The 15739-nt window shown below is 63.6% G+C and carries 16 protein-coding genes; 5 read left to right on the forward strand and 11 right to left on the reverse strand.

Annotated features, from left to right (window positions below; all coding sequences use genetic code 11):
* Window positions 1-175: 175 nt before the first annotated feature.
* Entirely contained in the window at window positions 176-1291 is a 1116-nt protein-coding gene (locus I6L38_RS04475; protein ID WP_024942860.1) for an AraC family transcriptional regulator, read from the forward strand.
* A 76-nt stretch (window positions 1292-1367) separates the two neighbouring features.
* Here I6L38_RS04475 and I6L38_RS04480 read toward each other — a convergent pair whose 3' ends face one another.
* From I6L38_RS04480 to I6L38_RS04505, 6 genes are all read right to left on the reverse strand, one after another.
* Window positions 1368-1583, reverse strand: coding sequence for a YdcH family protein (locus I6L38_RS04480; protein ID WP_005299061.1), 216 nt, complete (start codon window positions 1581-1583; stop codon window positions 1368-1370).
* A 286-nt stretch (window positions 1584-1869) separates the two neighbouring features.
* Window positions 1870-2460, reverse strand: a complete 591-nt coding sequence (locus I6L38_RS04485; protein ID WP_043170139.1) for a hypothetical protein — start codon at window positions 2458-2460, stop codon at window positions 1870-1872.
* A gap of 11 nt (window positions 2461-2471) precedes the next feature.
* Window positions 2472-3818, reverse strand: coding sequence for an MATE family efflux transporter (locus I6L38_RS04490; protein WP_024942858.1), 1347 nt, complete (start codon window positions 3816-3818; stop codon window positions 2472-2474).
* 145 nt (window positions 3819-3963) lie between these two features.
* The gene (locus I6L38_RS04495; protein WP_017781843.1) at window positions 3964-5787 is read right to left on the reverse strand and encodes a SulP family inorganic anion transporter; all 1824 of its coding nucleotides are present in this window, start codon (window positions 5785-5787) and stop codon (window positions 3964-3966) included.
* Window positions 5788-5857: 70 nt separating this feature from the next.
* Window positions 5858-6478, reverse strand: coding sequence for a nucleotidyltransferase family protein (locus I6L38_RS04500; protein ID WP_024942857.1), 621 nt, complete (start codon window positions 6476-6478; stop codon window positions 5858-5860).
* Window positions 6468-6725: a GNAT family N-acetyltransferase gene (locus I6L38_RS04505; RefSeq protein WP_005299077.1), complete on the reverse strand. Its 258-nt coding sequence runs from the start codon at window positions 6723-6725 to the stop codon at window positions 6468-6470. Before I6L38_RS04505 ends, I6L38_RS04500 begins: the two co-directional genes overlap by 11 nt.
* A 134-nt stretch (window positions 6726-6859) precedes the next feature.
* On the opposite strand from I6L38_RS04505, the gene cysM reads away from it, so the two are divergent.
* The gene (gene cysM, locus I6L38_RS04510; RefSeq protein WP_024942856.1) at window positions 6860-7765 is read left to right on the forward strand and encodes a cysteine synthase CysM; all 906 of its coding nucleotides are present in this window, start codon (window positions 6860-6862) and stop codon (window positions 7763-7765) included.
* A gap of 165 nt (window positions 7766-7930) precedes the next feature.
* Entirely contained in the window at window positions 7931-8212 is a 282-nt protein-coding gene (locus I6L38_RS04515; RefSeq protein WP_024942855.1) for a hypothetical protein, read from the forward strand.
* Between the two features lie 34 nt (window positions 8213-8246).
* Here I6L38_RS04515 and I6L38_RS04520 read toward each other — a convergent pair whose 3' ends face one another.
* The 4 genes from I6L38_RS04520 to I6L38_RS04535 are packed head-to-tail and all read right to left on the reverse strand — an operon-like array spanning window position 8247 to window position 11987.
* Window positions 8247-9431, reverse strand: coding sequence for an iron-containing alcohol dehydrogenase (locus I6L38_RS04520; RefSeq protein ID WP_024942854.1), 1185 nt, complete (start codon window positions 9429-9431; stop codon window positions 8247-8249).
* A gap of 16 nt (window positions 9432-9447) precedes the next feature.
* The gene (locus I6L38_RS04525; RefSeq protein WP_024942853.1) at window positions 9448-9963 is read right to left on the reverse strand and encodes an SCP2 sterol-binding domain-containing protein; all 516 of its coding nucleotides are present in this window, start codon (window positions 9961-9963) and stop codon (window positions 9448-9450) included.
* Window positions 9944-10546 carry a TetR/AcrR family transcriptional regulator gene (locus I6L38_RS04530; protein WP_010634496.1) on the reverse strand — a complete coding sequence of 201 codons (603 nt, stop codon included), beginning with the start codon at window positions 10544-10546 and terminating at the stop codon, window positions 9944-9946. Before I6L38_RS04530 ends, I6L38_RS04525 begins: the two co-directional genes overlap by 20 nt.
* Window positions 10547-10556: 10 nt before the next feature.
* Window positions 10557-11987 (reverse strand): coniferyl aldehyde dehydrogenase, encoded by a 1431-nt coding sequence (locus I6L38_RS04535; protein WP_024942852.1) that lies wholly within the window; start codon window positions 11985-11987, stop codon window positions 10557-10559.
* A gap of 211 nt (window positions 11988-12198) precedes the next feature.
* On the opposite strand from I6L38_RS04535, the gene I6L38_RS04540 reads away from it, so the two are divergent.
* The gene (locus I6L38_RS04540; RefSeq protein WP_005299095.1) at window positions 12199-12492 is read left to right on the forward strand and encodes a hypothetical protein; all 294 of its coding nucleotides are present in this window, start codon (window positions 12199-12201) and stop codon (window positions 12490-12492) included.
* Window positions 12493-12547: 55 nt separating this feature from the next.
* Here the strand turns inward: I6L38_RS04540 and I6L38_RS04545 are convergent, their stop codons facing one another.
* Entirely contained in the window at window positions 12548-12997 is a 450-nt protein-coding gene (locus tag I6L38_RS04545; RefSeq protein WP_005299102.1) for a C40 family peptidase, read from the reverse strand.
* An 852-nt stretch (window positions 12998-13849) separates the two neighbouring features.
* Between I6L38_RS04545 and ahh1 the strand changes: the two genes are divergently transcribed.
* A complete protein-coding gene (gene ahh1, locus I6L38_RS04550; RefSeq protein ID WP_017783860.1) occupies window positions 13850-15715 on the forward strand; it encodes a hemolysin Ahh1 in 1866 nt (621 codons plus the stop codon).
* The last annotated feature ends 24 nt before the right edge of the window (window positions 15716-15739 follow it).

A 15739-nucleotide genomic window follows, 5' to 3' on the forward strand; every position in this document is an offset into this window, starting at 1 on the left:
GTGGTCCTGACTTGTTATTGTTCTGTTGCTTTTCAGCCGCAGGCGAAGGTATTTAAGCGCAGCCCTTCCGCCCCTGTCGCCTCGCTGGATGGAACCGGTCAATGGTTGGAAAACATAATAAAAACAAGGGTAAACAGGTACGTCTCGATGGAGGCGTACCTGCAGGAGGACGCATATGCAGTGGGAAGAAGTGGCCGCCGTGCTCAGTCTGAGCCTGACCGGCATGTTGCTGCTGGCCACGCTCGGCTGGCTGCGGCGCATGCGGCGGGATGCCGCCGCCGGTTATCTGCTGGCCCTGCTCAGCCTGAGCGGCTTGCAGGCGCTGGAGTATCTCTACCACCAGCAGCAGTGGTTTCACCATTGGCCCCATCTGCTCAAGCTGGCTGACCCCTTGGTGGTGATGTTGCCGTTCTGCCTCTATGGCTACATCAGGGCTCTGCAGGGGGAGTCGGTGCTCGGTGGCTGGCGTGAGCGGCTGGTGCACGGCTTGCCCCTGCTGCTGGTTGCCGCTCTGGCGTTGCCCTACTGGTTGTTGCCGGGGGCCGACAAGGTGAGCTGGATCCTGCTTGGCAAGCAGGGGGATTCGCTGTGGCCCGGTGTGACCCTCTATGGTAACCGCTATCTGGCCTGCATCGCCCTGCTGGGGCTGGCCTACTGGTGGCAACAGCGGCGCCTGGGAGTGGCCAGCCGCAAGCCGGCGCTGCGGGCCTGGATCGCTCAGTTGCAGGGGCTGCAACTGCTGGTGGCCTTGCTGTTGTTGGTGCGCATCGCCTTGAGCTGGCTCGGCTGGCCGCTCTCTACCGTCTATCTGCAGGCTCCGGTCACCGCCTATCTGCTGCTGCAAGTGCTGGCCCATGCCAGGCTGCCCCAACAGGGAGGGGTGCCGGAGGGGGGCGTGCGCGAGCGCACCAATGATGCCGCATCGGAACCGGTTCGGCATGAGGGCCTGCGCCCCCTGTTCGAGGCGCTGGAGCGCCAGCTCGGGCGCGGTGCCTATCGGGATCCCGCCCTCTCCCTTGGCAAGCTGGCCGAGGAGTGCGGTCTGAGCCTTCATCAGGCATCCAGCGCCATCAACGCCTGCTCGGGGGGCAACTTCTACGACTGGCTGAACCGATATCGGGTGGCGGAGGCCAAGCGACTGTTGCAGGAGAGCGACGAGACGGTGGCCTCTGTCTGTTACCGGGCCGGGTTCAACAGCAAGTCCACCTTCAACAGTGCTTTTCGCCGCCACACCGGCCAGACGCCGAGCGAGTTTCGACGTCAGGGGGGGCAAGCGGCCGTCGCCTCCTGATGAGCGGCCAACAAAAAGCCCGGCGTCGGGCCGGGCTGGCAGGATAAGTTGCTTATCCAGGTATTCGTCGAGGCGTCTATTGTGGATGTTGTTTGAGGATGTCGTAGATCTCCTCTTTCAGTTTGAGTTTCTGTTTTTTCAGATCCTTCACCTCGGCGCTGTAGTCGCTGGCGTGATGTTTCTCCAACTTTCTAATCTCCACATCCAGGTCGTTATGCAAGTCAAACTTCTTTTGGAAATGGACATCACTGCTCTTCAGTTTCGAGATGAGCTCTCTGTACTCTGGGAACATGTAATGCGGCCTCCTTGGTTTCGTTTGATTGTGCCTGCAAGACCAAACTACCGCGTCCCCTGCGAGATAAATGTGATCCGGCTCCAATTCGGGACCAATGATTTGCTGCATGCGACGGGCGATTTTTAACTGTTTGAATCACAAGCTGATAAGGCTTTTATCGGTAAGCGGAGAGTCTGAAAAGTGCCGGATGGATCACAATTGTGACTGCCGGATGACAGCCTGGGGCCGCCGGGCGGGCAGCAAAAAGGGGCACAGGGCCCCTTCTTGGTAACAGGTGTCGCGTTTACTCTTTTTTCTTTTTCTTCTCGGGCAGCGGCTTGCCATCGCGGGCGATCACCTTGCCCACCTCGAAGCCGATCTGCGCCGCCAGTTCTTCCAGATCCGCGGCCTTGGCTTCGTTGCCGATGGCGTACTGATAGTTGGCGATGGTGATCTTCTCGGCCACCGGGGTACCCGGGACGATGGGCTCGCGCCAGCCCTGACCCACATGGGCCACCAGGGTGCCGTTCATGATGAGCTCGCCGACGATCTCCTGGGTGGGGATGCCCTTGCCGTAGGTGAGGCCCTGCGGGTGCTTCTTGCCGACCAGGGGTTCGCTGCTGGCCGGCATCAGCTTGGTGCGGATCAGCCACTTGGGCGACTTGGTCTTGCCCACCGCCTTGCCGGTCTGGTACTCGTTGATCTTGATGGTCTTGATCATCTGGGTCATGAAGTCCTTGGTCAGCGCCTTCTGGGCCTCGCTGGTTTCATCGATGGCGATGGGGGCCACGTACCAGGTCTGGGCCGCCTGCGCCTTGGGGGCGGCGGGGGCGGTTTGTGCCATGGCGAGCGGGCTGAGCAGGATGGCCGCCAACAAGAGTCCTATCTTCTTCATTGTGATTCCGCTTATGTTTCAACAAGAATTTTGTTTTGCCAGCGACGACTGCGCCAGCGCCAGAACATGGCCAGACCGCGCACCCACTCGTCGCAGGCGAGCGCCAACCAGATACCGACCAGTCCATAACCCTGCATGATACCAAGGAAATAGGCCAGTGGAACGGCAATTCCCCACATGGAGAGCAGCGCCATGTAGAGCGGGAAACGGGCGTCACCGGTGGCGCGCAGGGCGTTGATCACCACAAGGTTGAAGGTGCGGCCGGGTTCCAGAATGAGGCTTATCAAGAACAGCTGCGCCACCTGGGTGATGATGTCGGTGTCATCGGTGAACAGGCTGATGATGGTGCGGCCGTTGAGGGCGGCGGCGAGAGCGATGAGCGCGGTGACGACGAGCCCCAGCTTCAGGCTCTTCATCAGCTGGGTGTAGGCCTGCTCAAAGCGGCGGGCCCCCGCCAGATGGCCGATGATGATCTCGTTGCCAAGGCCGATGGAGAGGCCGAACAGCAGGATGAACAGGCAGATCTGGAAGAAGTAGGACTGGGTCGCCAGCGCCTTGTCGCCGAGCAGGCCGACGAAGGCGGTCACCACCATGAACTGCAGCATCCAGGAGAGGTTCTCGCCGGCGGCCGGCAGGCCGATGTGCAGCACTTTGCCCAGCATCAGCCGGCTGGGTTTGACGATCTCCGGCAGTTTCAGGTGGATGCCGGTCTTGCGCGCCACCAGCCACACCAGCAGCACCACCCCGACGATGCGACCCGCCACCGTGCTGATGGCGACCCCGGCCACCCCGAGCTGGGGCAGGCCGAACCAGCCGTAGAGCAGCAGCAGGTTGCCGACGAAGGTGATGAGGTTGACGGTCAGGGTCACGTACATGGCCTGACGGGTGTGGCCGTGGGCACGCAGGGTGGCGGCCAGGCAGAGGGCCGCCGCTTCCGGCAGCAGGCACAGGCCGATGATCTGCAGGTAGAGGGTGGCATCGCTCATCAGGTTGGCGGGCAGGTTCATCAGCGCCAGCATGGTACTGGCGCCGGCGATGACGCCGACGGCGGCCACCAGCCCCACCAGCAGGTTGAAACCGATGGCGGTGTGGATGACGACACGGGCCTTCTCTTTGTCGCCGGCCCCCAGATACTGGGTGATCACCACGCTGGTGCCGATGCTGACAAAGCTGAACAGGGTGATGGCGAGATCGAACACCTGGTTGCCGACCGCGAGCGCCGCCACCCCCTGATAGGAGACGTGACCCACCATGAAGGTGTTGAGGGCCCCGGTCAGAAAGTGCAGGGCGAGATCAATAAACAGGGGCCAGGTCAGGGCGAAGAGGGAGCCCGGACCTGCGTGGGATTGAGTTTGCATGGGGTGTCCAAATACTGGGGATGGCCCTCGTCGGCGCCATCTGGACGGGCATTTAACACCAAGCGGGTGCGAGGCGCAATCGTGGCGGTGGCCAAGCAGGGGAGCAAGAGACGCGGCCCTGCCGCAGGGGCTGGGCCGAGCTTGGTCAAGCAGGGGTGGCGCCCGCCTCCTGTTCGCTTGGCAGGGTGAGGCGCGCCGAGTCGGGCAGGGCCTCATCCTGGGGCCAGCGCGACAGGATGGCCTCGGTGGTGCTCTCCACCACCTCGTCATCCTTGAACACCGGCTCGCGGTAGCAGCGGGTCATGCGCAGCGCCTGATACATGTCGGGGCAGAGGATGATCCCCTCGTCGCCGACCCGGATCCCGGCCTGCTTGAGCCACAGGCTCATCTGGCCGTGGCGGCCGGCCATCACCATGTGGATGCCGCGCCGTTTCAAGTCGCGGTGCAGTTCACCCAGCATGCTCATCACGCTGATGTCCTGGTGGGTGAAGCAGGCCACCGCGTCCACCACCAGGCATTTGGGGCTGTGGGGATCCTGCACCAGCAGCGCCAGCACCCGCCGCTTGAAGTAGGGGGCGTTGAAGTAGGTGAGCGGCGAGTTGAAGCGATAGACCAGGATGCCGGGAATGGCCTTGGCCTGCTCGTTGTCCCCCAGGGTGCGCACCACCCCTTCGTCGTCCATGCCGAGCAACTGGTCGGTGGGGCGCATCACGTTGCGCAGGAACTGGAACAGCCCCAGCAGCACCGCGAGGGTGATGCCCGGAATGACCCCCATGGCCAGCACGCTGACAAAGGTGATGAGCGCCAGCCAGAAGGCGGAACGATCGGAGTTGCGCAGGGCCCACAGGCCGCGAAAGTCGGTGAGGGACAAGGAGGCCATCACCAGCACCACCCCAAGGGCGGCGGTGGGGATATATTGCAGCGGCGCCGTCAGGTAGAAGGTGACCAGGGCGATGACGGCGGCGGCGATGATGGAGACCAGCTGGCTCTTGCCGCCGTTGGCGTCGTTGACCGCGGTGCGCGAATCGGCCCCGCTGATGGCAAAGCCCTGGGAGGCCGCCGCCGCCAGGTTGGCCATGCCCAGCGCCCGGAACTCCTTGTCCGCATCTATTTCGTAGCCGTTCTTGGCGGCGAAGCTGCGGGCGGTCAGCATCATGGAGACGAAGCTCACCATGGCCAGGTTGAGCGCCGGCAGCACCAGCTCCCGCATCAGGCCGGGGGGAAACTCCGGCATCTGGAAGGCGGGCAGGCCCGAGCCGATGGCGCCCAGGGTGGCGATGCCGAACCGGCCGAGATCGAGCGCCCACACCAGTCCCGCCGTCACCACCATGGCCACCATGGAGGAGGGCCAGGCCGGCTTGAAGCGCTTGGCCAGCAGCAGGGTGAGCAGGGCGGTCAGGCTCATGGCCAGGGTGGGTAGATGGGTCTGGGTGATGTAGCTGGCACCGCCGGCGATCCGCTCGATGAGGTAGCGCTCGCTGAAGGTGAAGCCGAAGATCTTGGAGAGCTGGCCCACCATGATGGTGATGGCCACCCCGTTGAGCAGCCCCATCAGGATCGGGCGGGAGAGAAAGTCAGCCAGCACCCCCAGCTTGAAGCGGCTGGCGATGAGGCACCAGAAGCCAGTCATGGCGGTCATGGTCATCACCAGCTGCCAGTGGCGGGTGGCATCCCCGGCGGCGAGCGGGGTCACCACGGCGGCGATCACCGCGCAGGTGGCGGCGTCCGGGCCGACGATGAGCTGGCGGGAGGTACCGAACAGGGCGTACACCAGCATGGGCAGGATGCAGGAGTAGAGGCCGACCAGCGGCCCCACCCCGGCCAGCTCCGCATAGGCGATGGCCACGGGCAGGGCCACCGCGGCCACCGACAATCCAGCGCGCATATCCGGCATCAGCCAGGCCCGCTGGTATTGCAGCAGGGCGGCGAGGCCCGGTAGCCAGCGTTCGAGTGAGAAGAAGTCGCGCATTATTTAACCCATTGAGTTACAAACAGCTTTTCCTTAGTGTGCCCAAGGTTATCGAAACATTGCAATCAGGTTATGGCCAGTTCACCACCAGGTCAGGCCACAGCCGTTGCCACTTCTTGGCCTTGACCCGCTCGGTAAAGACCCGGCTCTCCTGGCGGCAGCGCGGGTTGGGATCCACCTGCAGGGACCAGTTGGGGGCAAAGCCGTAGGGGGCCAGCCATTCGAATGAGTCGTCTGCCAGCAGCCGGACCCCGATGCAGGTGGGCACCTCCACCCAGTGGCTGAGGGCCGACAGCGAGCTGGTAAACGGAGCCACCCGCTGGCGCAGATGCATGCGGGCTTGGTTGCGCACCTCCCACTGCTGGCCCGGCATCCTGACGGCAAGCCAGGTTTCGTGATCGGTCTCCTTCAATCCAGTCGGATCAGCACTGTCCAGATAGATAAGATCGATGTCGTTGAGGGCGGTCGGCGCCGATTTGTGGTGCAGGTGATCCCAGATGAGGTTGCGGATAAAACCGGCCCCCAGCGCCCAGTCGGGCAGTGCCAGTTCACGGGCTGCCCGCAGGCAATCCATGCGCTGGGCATCGGCCCGCAGCAGGGCTTCGGTTTGTTCCTGCAGGTCGGCTTCCCGGGCGCCCGGGCGAAGGTTGAACGCTTGCGTGTGGTGACGCGTCTGGGGGTCAGCCGGCATTGCGGCGCAACCAGACGTCGATGTAGCTGCAGCTCGGTACTATGGTGAGCCCTTCCGCCTGGGTCCAGTCGTAGAAGGTGCGAGCCAGCTGATCGGCGATCCCCTGTACCCTGAGCTCGGGCGGGACGAAGGTGCTGTAGGCGTCGATGGTCTTGGCATCGAGCCGCCGGTAACGCAGCCTGGACTCCTTGCCATCCACCACACAGATGAATTGCTGCTGGTTGGCCTGATGAATGATCTCGCTCATGCTTGCTCCTCGGTACGGGGGATGGGGTTATCTGACCATGTCGGCGCCCCTTTGCCAACTGTTCGGGGTCGCTTACACTGCGAGCCCGGCCGGGTACATACCCGCTAGCCAAGGTATAGAACAGTTCACGAAGGATGGATCCCATTATGGCTTTTGCCACGCTGGAAGAGTTGATCGGCAATACCCCCCTGCTGGCGCTGCGTCGCATCAATCCCCACCCCGATGTCACCCTGCTGGTCAAGCTGGAGGGCAACAACCCGGCCGGCTCGGTCAAGGACAGGCCGGCGCTGAACCTCATCAAGTGTGCGGAGGCGAGCGGTCACTTAGCGCCTGGGGCCCGACTCATCGAGGCCACCTCCGGCAACACCGGCATCGCGCTGGCCATGGTGGCGGCGGCGCGGGGCTACCAGATGCGACTCATCATGCCAAATATCATGAGCCAGGAGCGGCGCGATGCCATGCAGGCCTACGGCGCCGAGCTGGTACTGGTGGAGGGGGGCATGGAGGCCGCGCGCGACCTCGCTCTGGCGATGCAGGCGCGGGGTGAGGGGCTGGTGCTCGATCAGTTCAACAACCCGGCCAACCCGGATGCCCATTACCTCTCCACCGGCCCCGAGATCTGGCGCCAGAGCGAGGGGGCGGTCACTCACTTCGTCTCGGCCATGGGCACCACGGGCACCATCATGGGGGTCTCCCGCTACCTCAAGGAGCAGAACCCGGCAGTGCAGGTGATCGGCCTGCAACCGGCCGAGGAGAGCCAGATCCCCGGCATCCGGCGCTGGCCGGTGGCCTACCTGCCCGCCATTTTCGAACCCGCCCGGGTCGACCGGGTGCTGGACGTCACGCTCGACGAGTCCCTCGCCATGATGCGCCGGCTGGCGCGGGAGGAGGGGATTTGCTGCGGAGTCAGCTCGGGCGGCGCCGTGGCTGGCGCCCTGCGGGTGGCGGCAGAGATCAGACAGGGGGTGGTGGTGGCCATCATCTGCGATCGGGGGGATCGCTACCTCTCCACCGGGGTGTTCAGCGACGAGCAGGGGTGAGAGCCCAGGTCGGCGTGCTGATTAACATGATATGTATCAATAGCTTGCTGATACATCGCACTGTGTACCGCTTGTAACAATCAAGCCTGCTGGCAGGCTTGATTCCATTTGCCTCCTGTTTGACACTCGGCCTCTTTTGTTGACCGCTGCAAACAGGAGCGTCCCATGATCTTGCCTTCCTCTCTTCGTGTTTCTCTGCTTGGCCTCTGTCTGGCCACGGCAGGCTGCACCGTCGAACCCTATGCCTATCAGTGTGGCGACAAGCAGTGCTCGGTGACCGATCACAAGGGGCAGAAACAGGAGCGGCCGCAGGACGAGGTGAAACCCGTCTGGGAGCGCAAGCAGGAGCGGGAAGAGGCAGTGCGCCGCAACAAGGAGTCCATCTGGCGCGAGAAGACGCCCGAAGATAGCGGCAACTACGGCGCCGGCGCCACCATCCGCTGGTAACAGGTGGCCCCGCGAGGCGGGACCGCCTGCCTGATCACTCCCAGGCCTGCTCCAGCAGGGCCAGCAGCTGGGCCCGGTCGGCATCCTTGCGGTTGTAGAGCAGGGCGCCGTCGTTGATGGCGAGATCGCGGATCTCGGGCAGCAGCGCCTTGTCGGTGAGACCCGCCTCCCGCAGGGTGCGCGGCAGCTTCACCGTCTCCCACAAGGTATTGCGCAGCGCCTGCAGCGCCTCGATGGCGGCCTGGGGCCGCACGGCGGCCGGGGTCGCGGCAAAGCGCTCGGCCCCCACCAGCGGCAGCAGCAGGCGAGCCAGTTCGGGGTCTATGCCCGGCCGGTTGTAGTCGAGCACGGTGGGCAGGAAGAGGTTCATGCACAGGCCGTGGGGCAGGTGGCAGCGGGCCCCCAGGCTGTGACCGAGGGCGTGCACCAGTCCCACCATGGAGTTGGAGAAGGCCATGCCCGCCAGGGTGGAGCCCTCCGCCAGCTGCAGCCGCAGCTGCTTGTCCTGCGGGTTGCTGAGTACCTGGGGCAGGGCGTTGGCGATCTTCTCTACCGCCATCAGGGCCAGGGCGTCGCTGACCGGGTTCTTGGCCGTGCCGATGAAGGCCTCGATGGCGTGGGTCATGGCATCCATGGCGGTGGCGGCGGTGATGTTGAGCGGCAACCCCTGGGTGAGGCGCGGGTCCAGTACCGCCAGCTGGGGCAGCAGGAAGGGGGAGGTAAAGGGCACCTTGCGCCCGCTCGCCTCGTCCTTGATCACCGCCACCAGGGTCACTTCCGAGCCGGTGCCCGCCGTGGTGGGCACCACCGCCAGCGGCTGCAGCGGCCGGGTCAGGCAGCCGGCGCCGGCGTAATCGAGCAGCCGCTCCCCTCCCATGGAAGCGAGGATGTTGACCGCCTTGGCGGTGTCGATGACGGAGCCGCCCCCCAGCGCCACCAGGCTGTCACAGCCAAGCTCCCGGTGACGGGCCGCGATCCGCTCCACCACGGCGGTGGAGGAGTCGGCCGGGATCTCGTCCCAGATGGCGGCTACCGGCAGCTCACCCTCGGCCAGCACCCCGGCCAGCAAGGTAGCCAGCCCGGTGCTGCTGACCCCCTTGTCGGTGAGCAGCAGCGGCCGGCGCGCCCCCAATCCCGCCAGCTCGCCAGCCAGTTGCTCCAGCGCCTGCTCCCCTGCGATCAGTTTGACCGGACAGAAAAAATCGTAATAGCGACTCATAGGCTCATCCTCTCGTTCAGCCGGTCAACAGACCCAGGTAGATATGGCAGGCCCGGCTCAGCTTGTGGCTCGGGTCCGGATAGTGGCGCAGCAAGGGGCGGGCGATGAAGGCCGGCAGGATCAGCGCCTGCAGCTGCTCCAGCGCGCGCACCAGGTGCATGGCGACGGTGAGATCTCCCTCCACCAGCAGGCGGTTCTCGCTGAACGCCTGATTGACCCCGAGCCGAAAGCTGAGGGCGCGAAAGGCGATGGCGGGATGCTTGAAACGGACCCGCAGCGGGTGCAGAGCGCCGGTATCGGGGGCAGGACCGCTCTGCCAGCGGCCGTCAGCCTTGTGAATGGTCAAGCCCTGGGCCATGCCGCCCACCTCTAGCCGGATGGTGAGCCCGTCCGGCAGAGGGGCCAGCTCCCGGCGCACCGCCTCGTCGACCCGGGCGGCGCGGCACAGGGTGCGGCCGATGATCCAGAGCAGGCTGGTTATCCAGAGACGGCGGCCCAGCGCCGCCAGGGTATCAAGGTGTCGGTTGTGCATACGCGTGAGCTCCCGAGATGGCGGACCAGAACAGGGCGAAGGCACTGGCTTGCCAGTGAGCGTCCCGTCCCAGTTCAGGTTGGTCGACAAACAGGGAGGCGCAGGCCAGGAACTGGCCCTGGCACACCTCCAGCATCAGGGCCGGTGGGGCTTGCATCAAGTCGCCGCTGGCCTGGCCCTGGGCCAGCAGGCGGGGTAAAAAGCGCAGGGTGTCGCTCAGGATCTGGCTGCGCAGCGGGCGAGCCAGCAGGGGGGAGTGGAAGAAACCCAGCACGAACTTGAGCTCGTGGGGGTGGGCCTGCATCCAGGCCATCGCCTGGCTCCAGTAGTGATGCGCCTGCTCCTTGAGGGGCAAGGTGGCGTCAGCCTCAGTAATGGCGGCGCCGAGGCGCAGCTTGATGTCCTGATAGAGGCTCTGGATCAGCACCTCCTTGCTGGGAAAGTGGTGAAACAGGGTGCCATTGGCCACCCCCGCCGCCTTGGCGATGCGGGCGGTAGCGGCCCCCTGCAAACCATCTTCGGCGCATAGGGCAAGGGCAGCATCCAGGATCTGGCGACGCTTGTCGGTCACGGGCGTATTCATATTCATCTCGTCAACGTAAGAACAGGGCCATCATCAGCCGCTGGTGCCAGCGCCGATAGGGAGGGTGCACCATGGTGCCGGTGCTGAAGCGCCCCCGGCTCAGCACGGTCTTGGCCTTGGAGAAGGTGAGAAACCCCTCGTGGCCGTGGTAGTGGCCCATGCCGGAGGCACCGATGCCGCCGAAGGGCACGTCGTCGGCCGCCACCTGGAACAGGCTGTCGTTGATGGCCATGCCGCCGGAGTGGGTCTCCCGGATCACCTTTTGCTGCAGGGCGGGATCCAGGCTCATCAGGTAGAAGGCGAGTGGGCGGGGCCGGGCGGCTATGTAGGCGAGCGCCTCGTCCAGCGAGTCATAGGGCACGATCGGCAGCAGCGGGCCGAAGATCTCCTGCTGCATCAGCTGGCAGTGGTTCGGCACCTCGGTCAGCAGATGGGGCAGCAGACGATGGGCGCCATCGTCGCGGGCCGGGCTGCCACAGGGGTGGATCTGGGCGCCAGCCCGCTCCGCCTCGGCCAGCCAGCCGGTGAGCCGCTCGTATTGGCGGCCGTTGATGATGGAGCCGTAATCCGCACTGGCCAGCCCCTGGGGATAGAGATGGGCGAAGTGATCGCGATAGGCTTCGACAAAGGCCTGCTCCTGACCGCGCGGCAGCAGCACATAGTCGGGGGCGACGCAGATCTGGCCGGCGTTGAGGCTCTTGCCGAAGATCATCCGCTCCACCGCCAGCGCCAGCGGCATGTCGGGGGCGATGAGGCAGGGGCTCTTGCCGCCGAGCTCCAGGGTGAGCGGGGTGAGCTGGGGGGCCGCCGCGGCCATCACCAGCCGGCCCACCGCGGTGGAACCGGTAAACAGCAGGTGATCGAAGGGCAGGGCGCTGAAGGCGGCCGCCACCTGGGCGTCGCCTTCTATCACCATTACCTCGCGCTCGTCGAAGACGCCGTCCAGCAGCTCGCGCAGCACCCGGTTGGTGTGGGGGGTGAATTCGGAGAGCTTCAGCATGGCGCGGTTGCCGGCGGCGATGGCGCTGATGAGGGGGCCGAGGCTCAGCATCACCGGGAAGTTCCAGGGCACTATGATGCCGACCACCCCGAGCGGCTGATAGAACACCTCCACCCGGGCCGGCGCCAGCAGCAGGCCGGTGTGGCGGCGGTGCGGGCGCATCCAGCGCTTGATCCGTTTCTGGGTGTAGTTGATCTGCATGACGCAGGGGAGAATGTCGGCAATCATGCTGTCGTAGTCGCTGCGCTGGCCATAGTCTTTGGCCAGGGCGTCGCACAGCGGTTGCTTGTGGGCTATCAGGGCGCGCTTGAGCTGGCTGAGGTGGGCTCTGCGCTCGCTCAGGCTCGGCATGGGATTTTGCTGACAGGCCTCTCTGAGTTTGGTCAGTCTGGCCGGGAGCGACAACTTGTCGGCGGCCTCCTGCAACTGCATCGCTTCCATGGCATACCCCGCTGATAAATAGACCGACTGATTGGTCGGTCTAAATCTAGCTGCGTGTTAATCAAATGTAAAGTTCGGTGCTCTGGTTTGGCATGGTGCGCGGGTGACTCACCCGGCGACTGTGCTGGCTACCACATTTTCGTGGATCCAGGGTTGGTGAATTATCCAATAAGGGGTAGTTTTGGCTATCAATCGACAAGGAGAGAGCACGATGACCAGGGAACTGAACAGCTTGTTGGCCCGCCTCGAGGATGTGGTCGAGCGGATGCCGGATTGCTTCAACACCTATGAGTTTGCCCAGAAGCTGGCGCTGCAGCATCAGCGCGAATTTTTTGCCGCGGGTCACTCCCTGGCCGAACAGGAGGGGCGTCTGCTGCGGGTGCTGCACGAGAAGATTGCGGAAGCGTTGGCCGGCAGCGACAAAGTGATCGAGGGGGCGCTGCTGCCTTGCGTCACCCCCTGGGGGGAGCGGGCCACCTCGCCGCGCTGGCATCGCAAGCACTGAGCCATCCACTGGATCAACAACAGGGCCCGTCGTGGGCCCTGTTCTGTCGTTGCTGTCACTGGGTGAGGCGGCGCGCCTGCCAGTAGCGGCTGTTCCAGTAGACGTTGTCGAGGCGTGAGCGGATCACCCCCTTGCTGGTGGAGGCGTGGATGAACTCCCCGCCGCCGGTGTAGACGCCGACGTGGTATTGCTGCCAGCCGGTCTTGAAGAAAACCAGATCGCCGTGCTGCAGCCGGTAGCGATCGACCGGTCGGCCCAGGTTGGCCTGGGATTCGGTGGTCCTCGGCAGATTGAAACCCATCACCTGCTGGTAGGCGAGCTGGGTGAAGGCGGAGCAGTCGAGACCGGCCCGATCCGAGCCGCCCATGCGATAGGGGACGCCGCGCCACTGCTGATAAAAGCCTTCAAAGGCGCTGCTCTGCTGGCGCGGTGGGGCAGGCTCGGGCGTGCTGGAACAGGCAGCCAGCAACAGGGCCAGCAGGGGCAGCAGCAACTTGCAATCCATGGGGGCTCCTTCGAGACGACAACGTCTCCATCATAAACGGGGTTTGGGGCTCGAACATAGCCTTGCTTGCAAGAAACCACCTGTTGCTACCTCAAAAGAGGCGCAAATGGAGAGGCTTATAATATTGTTTGTATTCATTTGAATAATATTTTCTGATTATCTTGAATGAGCATTTCAATATTAAAGTAGTTATTCCAATCAGCCTGACAATGAAATGATAATTAACCTTGTTGACGTCACCCCGTGATCTGTGTCACGTTCTGTCTCAGGGCTAATTCGTTATGATGACGCCATGAAATAAATGGCAAGGGACCCCGCCATTTTCACCGCCAATATGACGGCAAAAAACAAGATATCTCTGGGTATATTCCCGCAACTGGTTCACATAATAATATTCGGTCAATGACTGGCGTTGGCTGACAATATCACCAGACAGAGGAGGGCCGCCCCATGATATCCGGTCCATAGCAGTGAGTGTTCCCTCGCACCAGGATGCCTGCGGCATCTGGCTGTTGTGCCATCGTTCAGGCCGATGAGCGCGACGTTAAAGCCAATGGGTACCATGCGAGGTTCAAGGCGCAGTCAGGCGGCCTTGAGGGAAGATCGCCATTAGGTCGCGACTCCCGTGTAATAGCATCGGCGCATGCCGAATCGTCCACCTTAGATCGCCTCGCGATCCTTGTTCTGTCAACCATAAATACCTTCGCCACCCGCTGTTAATTCACGGCGAAAATAATGAATGTCATGACAGACAAGCAGAATAACGCCCCGAAATATAACCGTGAATAATATGGTTATGCCATATTTGTTCGCTGTTTAAATAGCTTGGCGTGATTCGACAAGGAGATAACAATGAAAAACAAAAAACCACGCAAATTCATCACGCAAGCTCCCGCTCTCAGTCTGCTCGCGCTGGCCTTGTTGGCAGGCAGCGTGCAGGCCGAAGATATTGGCGAGCGCACCGACCAGGGCACCGCCATGCTGGCCAGTCTGCAATCCGAACAGGGGCTGATTTACCTCAATGCCGACGTCTGGCTGAAGGGGCAGGGGGCGACGTCGCTGATGACCCGGGATCAGCTGCGCGAGCGGGTGCTGGAACGGGGCGAGCGCCTGTTCATCGATTTCAGCGCCGTCACCGACAAGGCCGAGCGGCAGCAGGCCAGAAAGGCCATGGAGCAGCTGGCCGGCATCTCTTTTGATGCCGACTGGGTACTGGTGTCCGGCTACAAGGGGGAGTTGCTGTTCACCCCGCTGGGGGGCGTCGATGACCCGGCCTTCTATCAGGTGATGGAGCGGGTCGACAGCCTGGAAGGGCAGGGCAAGCGCCACAGGCGCTCGCTGACCCAGCCGCCTGCCGCCGAGGCCGGTCTGCCCCACGTGGCCTTCTATCTCAACGTCAACCGCAAGATCAGCGATGCCGAGTGCACCTTCCCGCGCTCGCGCACCTGGAGCCGGGGTGATCGGTTGTTCTGCGATTCGCCGAACATCTCGCTGGTCTACCGGGTCAACCTGGAGCGCTCCCTGCAATTTGGCAACACCGGTTCCGCCACGCCGGATGCCAAAATAGTGCGGATCTCGCTGGACGAAGAGTCGGCCGGTGCCGGTATCCAGCTCAACGAGGATCTCAGCTGGAGCGAGAACATCGCGGACTACCTGCTGCTGGACGGCTGGGCCCGCGACTATGCCACCGATGCCATCGCCCAGGATTACCGCTTCAGCATAGAGGCGTCCAACACCAAGGCGGCGGTGCTCAAGAGCCTGCCGACCAACCTCAACAGCAAGTATGAGCATCGCGAGATCTCGGGCTTCGAGGTGGGGGTCACCGGCGGGGTCGAGGTGAACAAGGATGGGCCCAAGGCCAAGCTGGAGGCCTCGGCCAAGTTCAGCCAGCAGCGCCAGCTCGCCTACAACACCCAGGATTACCGGGTCGAACGCTCGGCGCCGAGCGCCCAGAAGGTGAGTTTCAGCTGGGTGCGCGATCAATACGCGACCGCGGAGTCCCTGCTCTCCTCCAAGACGGCCACTGTCTGGGGCATGGGCTACGACGTGGATCACAACCGCATCCAGCCGCTCAGCTACAAGGGGTTCGTGCCGAATCTGGACGTCATCTACAAGGCAGCGCCGGACGAGACGGGCAGCACCGAGTTCAAGATCGACTCCTCGGTCAACATCCGCCCCATCTACACCGGCATCTACAAGCACTACTACGTGGTGGGGGCCCATGTCTCCTTCCAGGGCTTCGAGGATACCGACAAGCGCAGACGGGTGACGGCCTCCACCAGCTTCAAGGTGGATTGGAACCACCCGGTGTTTACCGGCGGTCGCCCGGTCAACCTGCAGCTGGGGGGCTTTGACAACCGCTGCCTGAGTGCGGATGCCAACCACGGTTTGAGCGCGGTGACCTGTGACGAGACCTCGGCCGCCCAGTCCTTCATCTATGACCAGTACGGCCGTTATGTCAGTGCGCAGGATACCCGCCGCTGCCTGGATGGCAACAACCTCGGCCAGTTGCAGAGCTGCAGCCTGAGCCTGGGCCAGCGCTGGGAGTGGCAAGCGGACAGCGATGCACTCAGCAACCTGAGTGCCCACCAGTTGCTGGGTCACGACAAGCAGAGCGGGGCGCTGGGGCTCTACGACGAGAACGGCAATCCGCAGAATGTGAGCGTACGGACCCTGACCTCCTACACCCGCATCTTCGGGCCACCGGCCAGCCACTGACAGAGCAGGGCCTTGCGCCCATGA

The organism is Aeromonas sp. FDAARGOS 1408 (assembly GCF_019048665.1).
Lineage (GTDB): Bacteria > Pseudomonadota > Gammaproteobacteria > Enterobacterales > Aeromonadaceae > Aeromonas > Aeromonas dhakensis.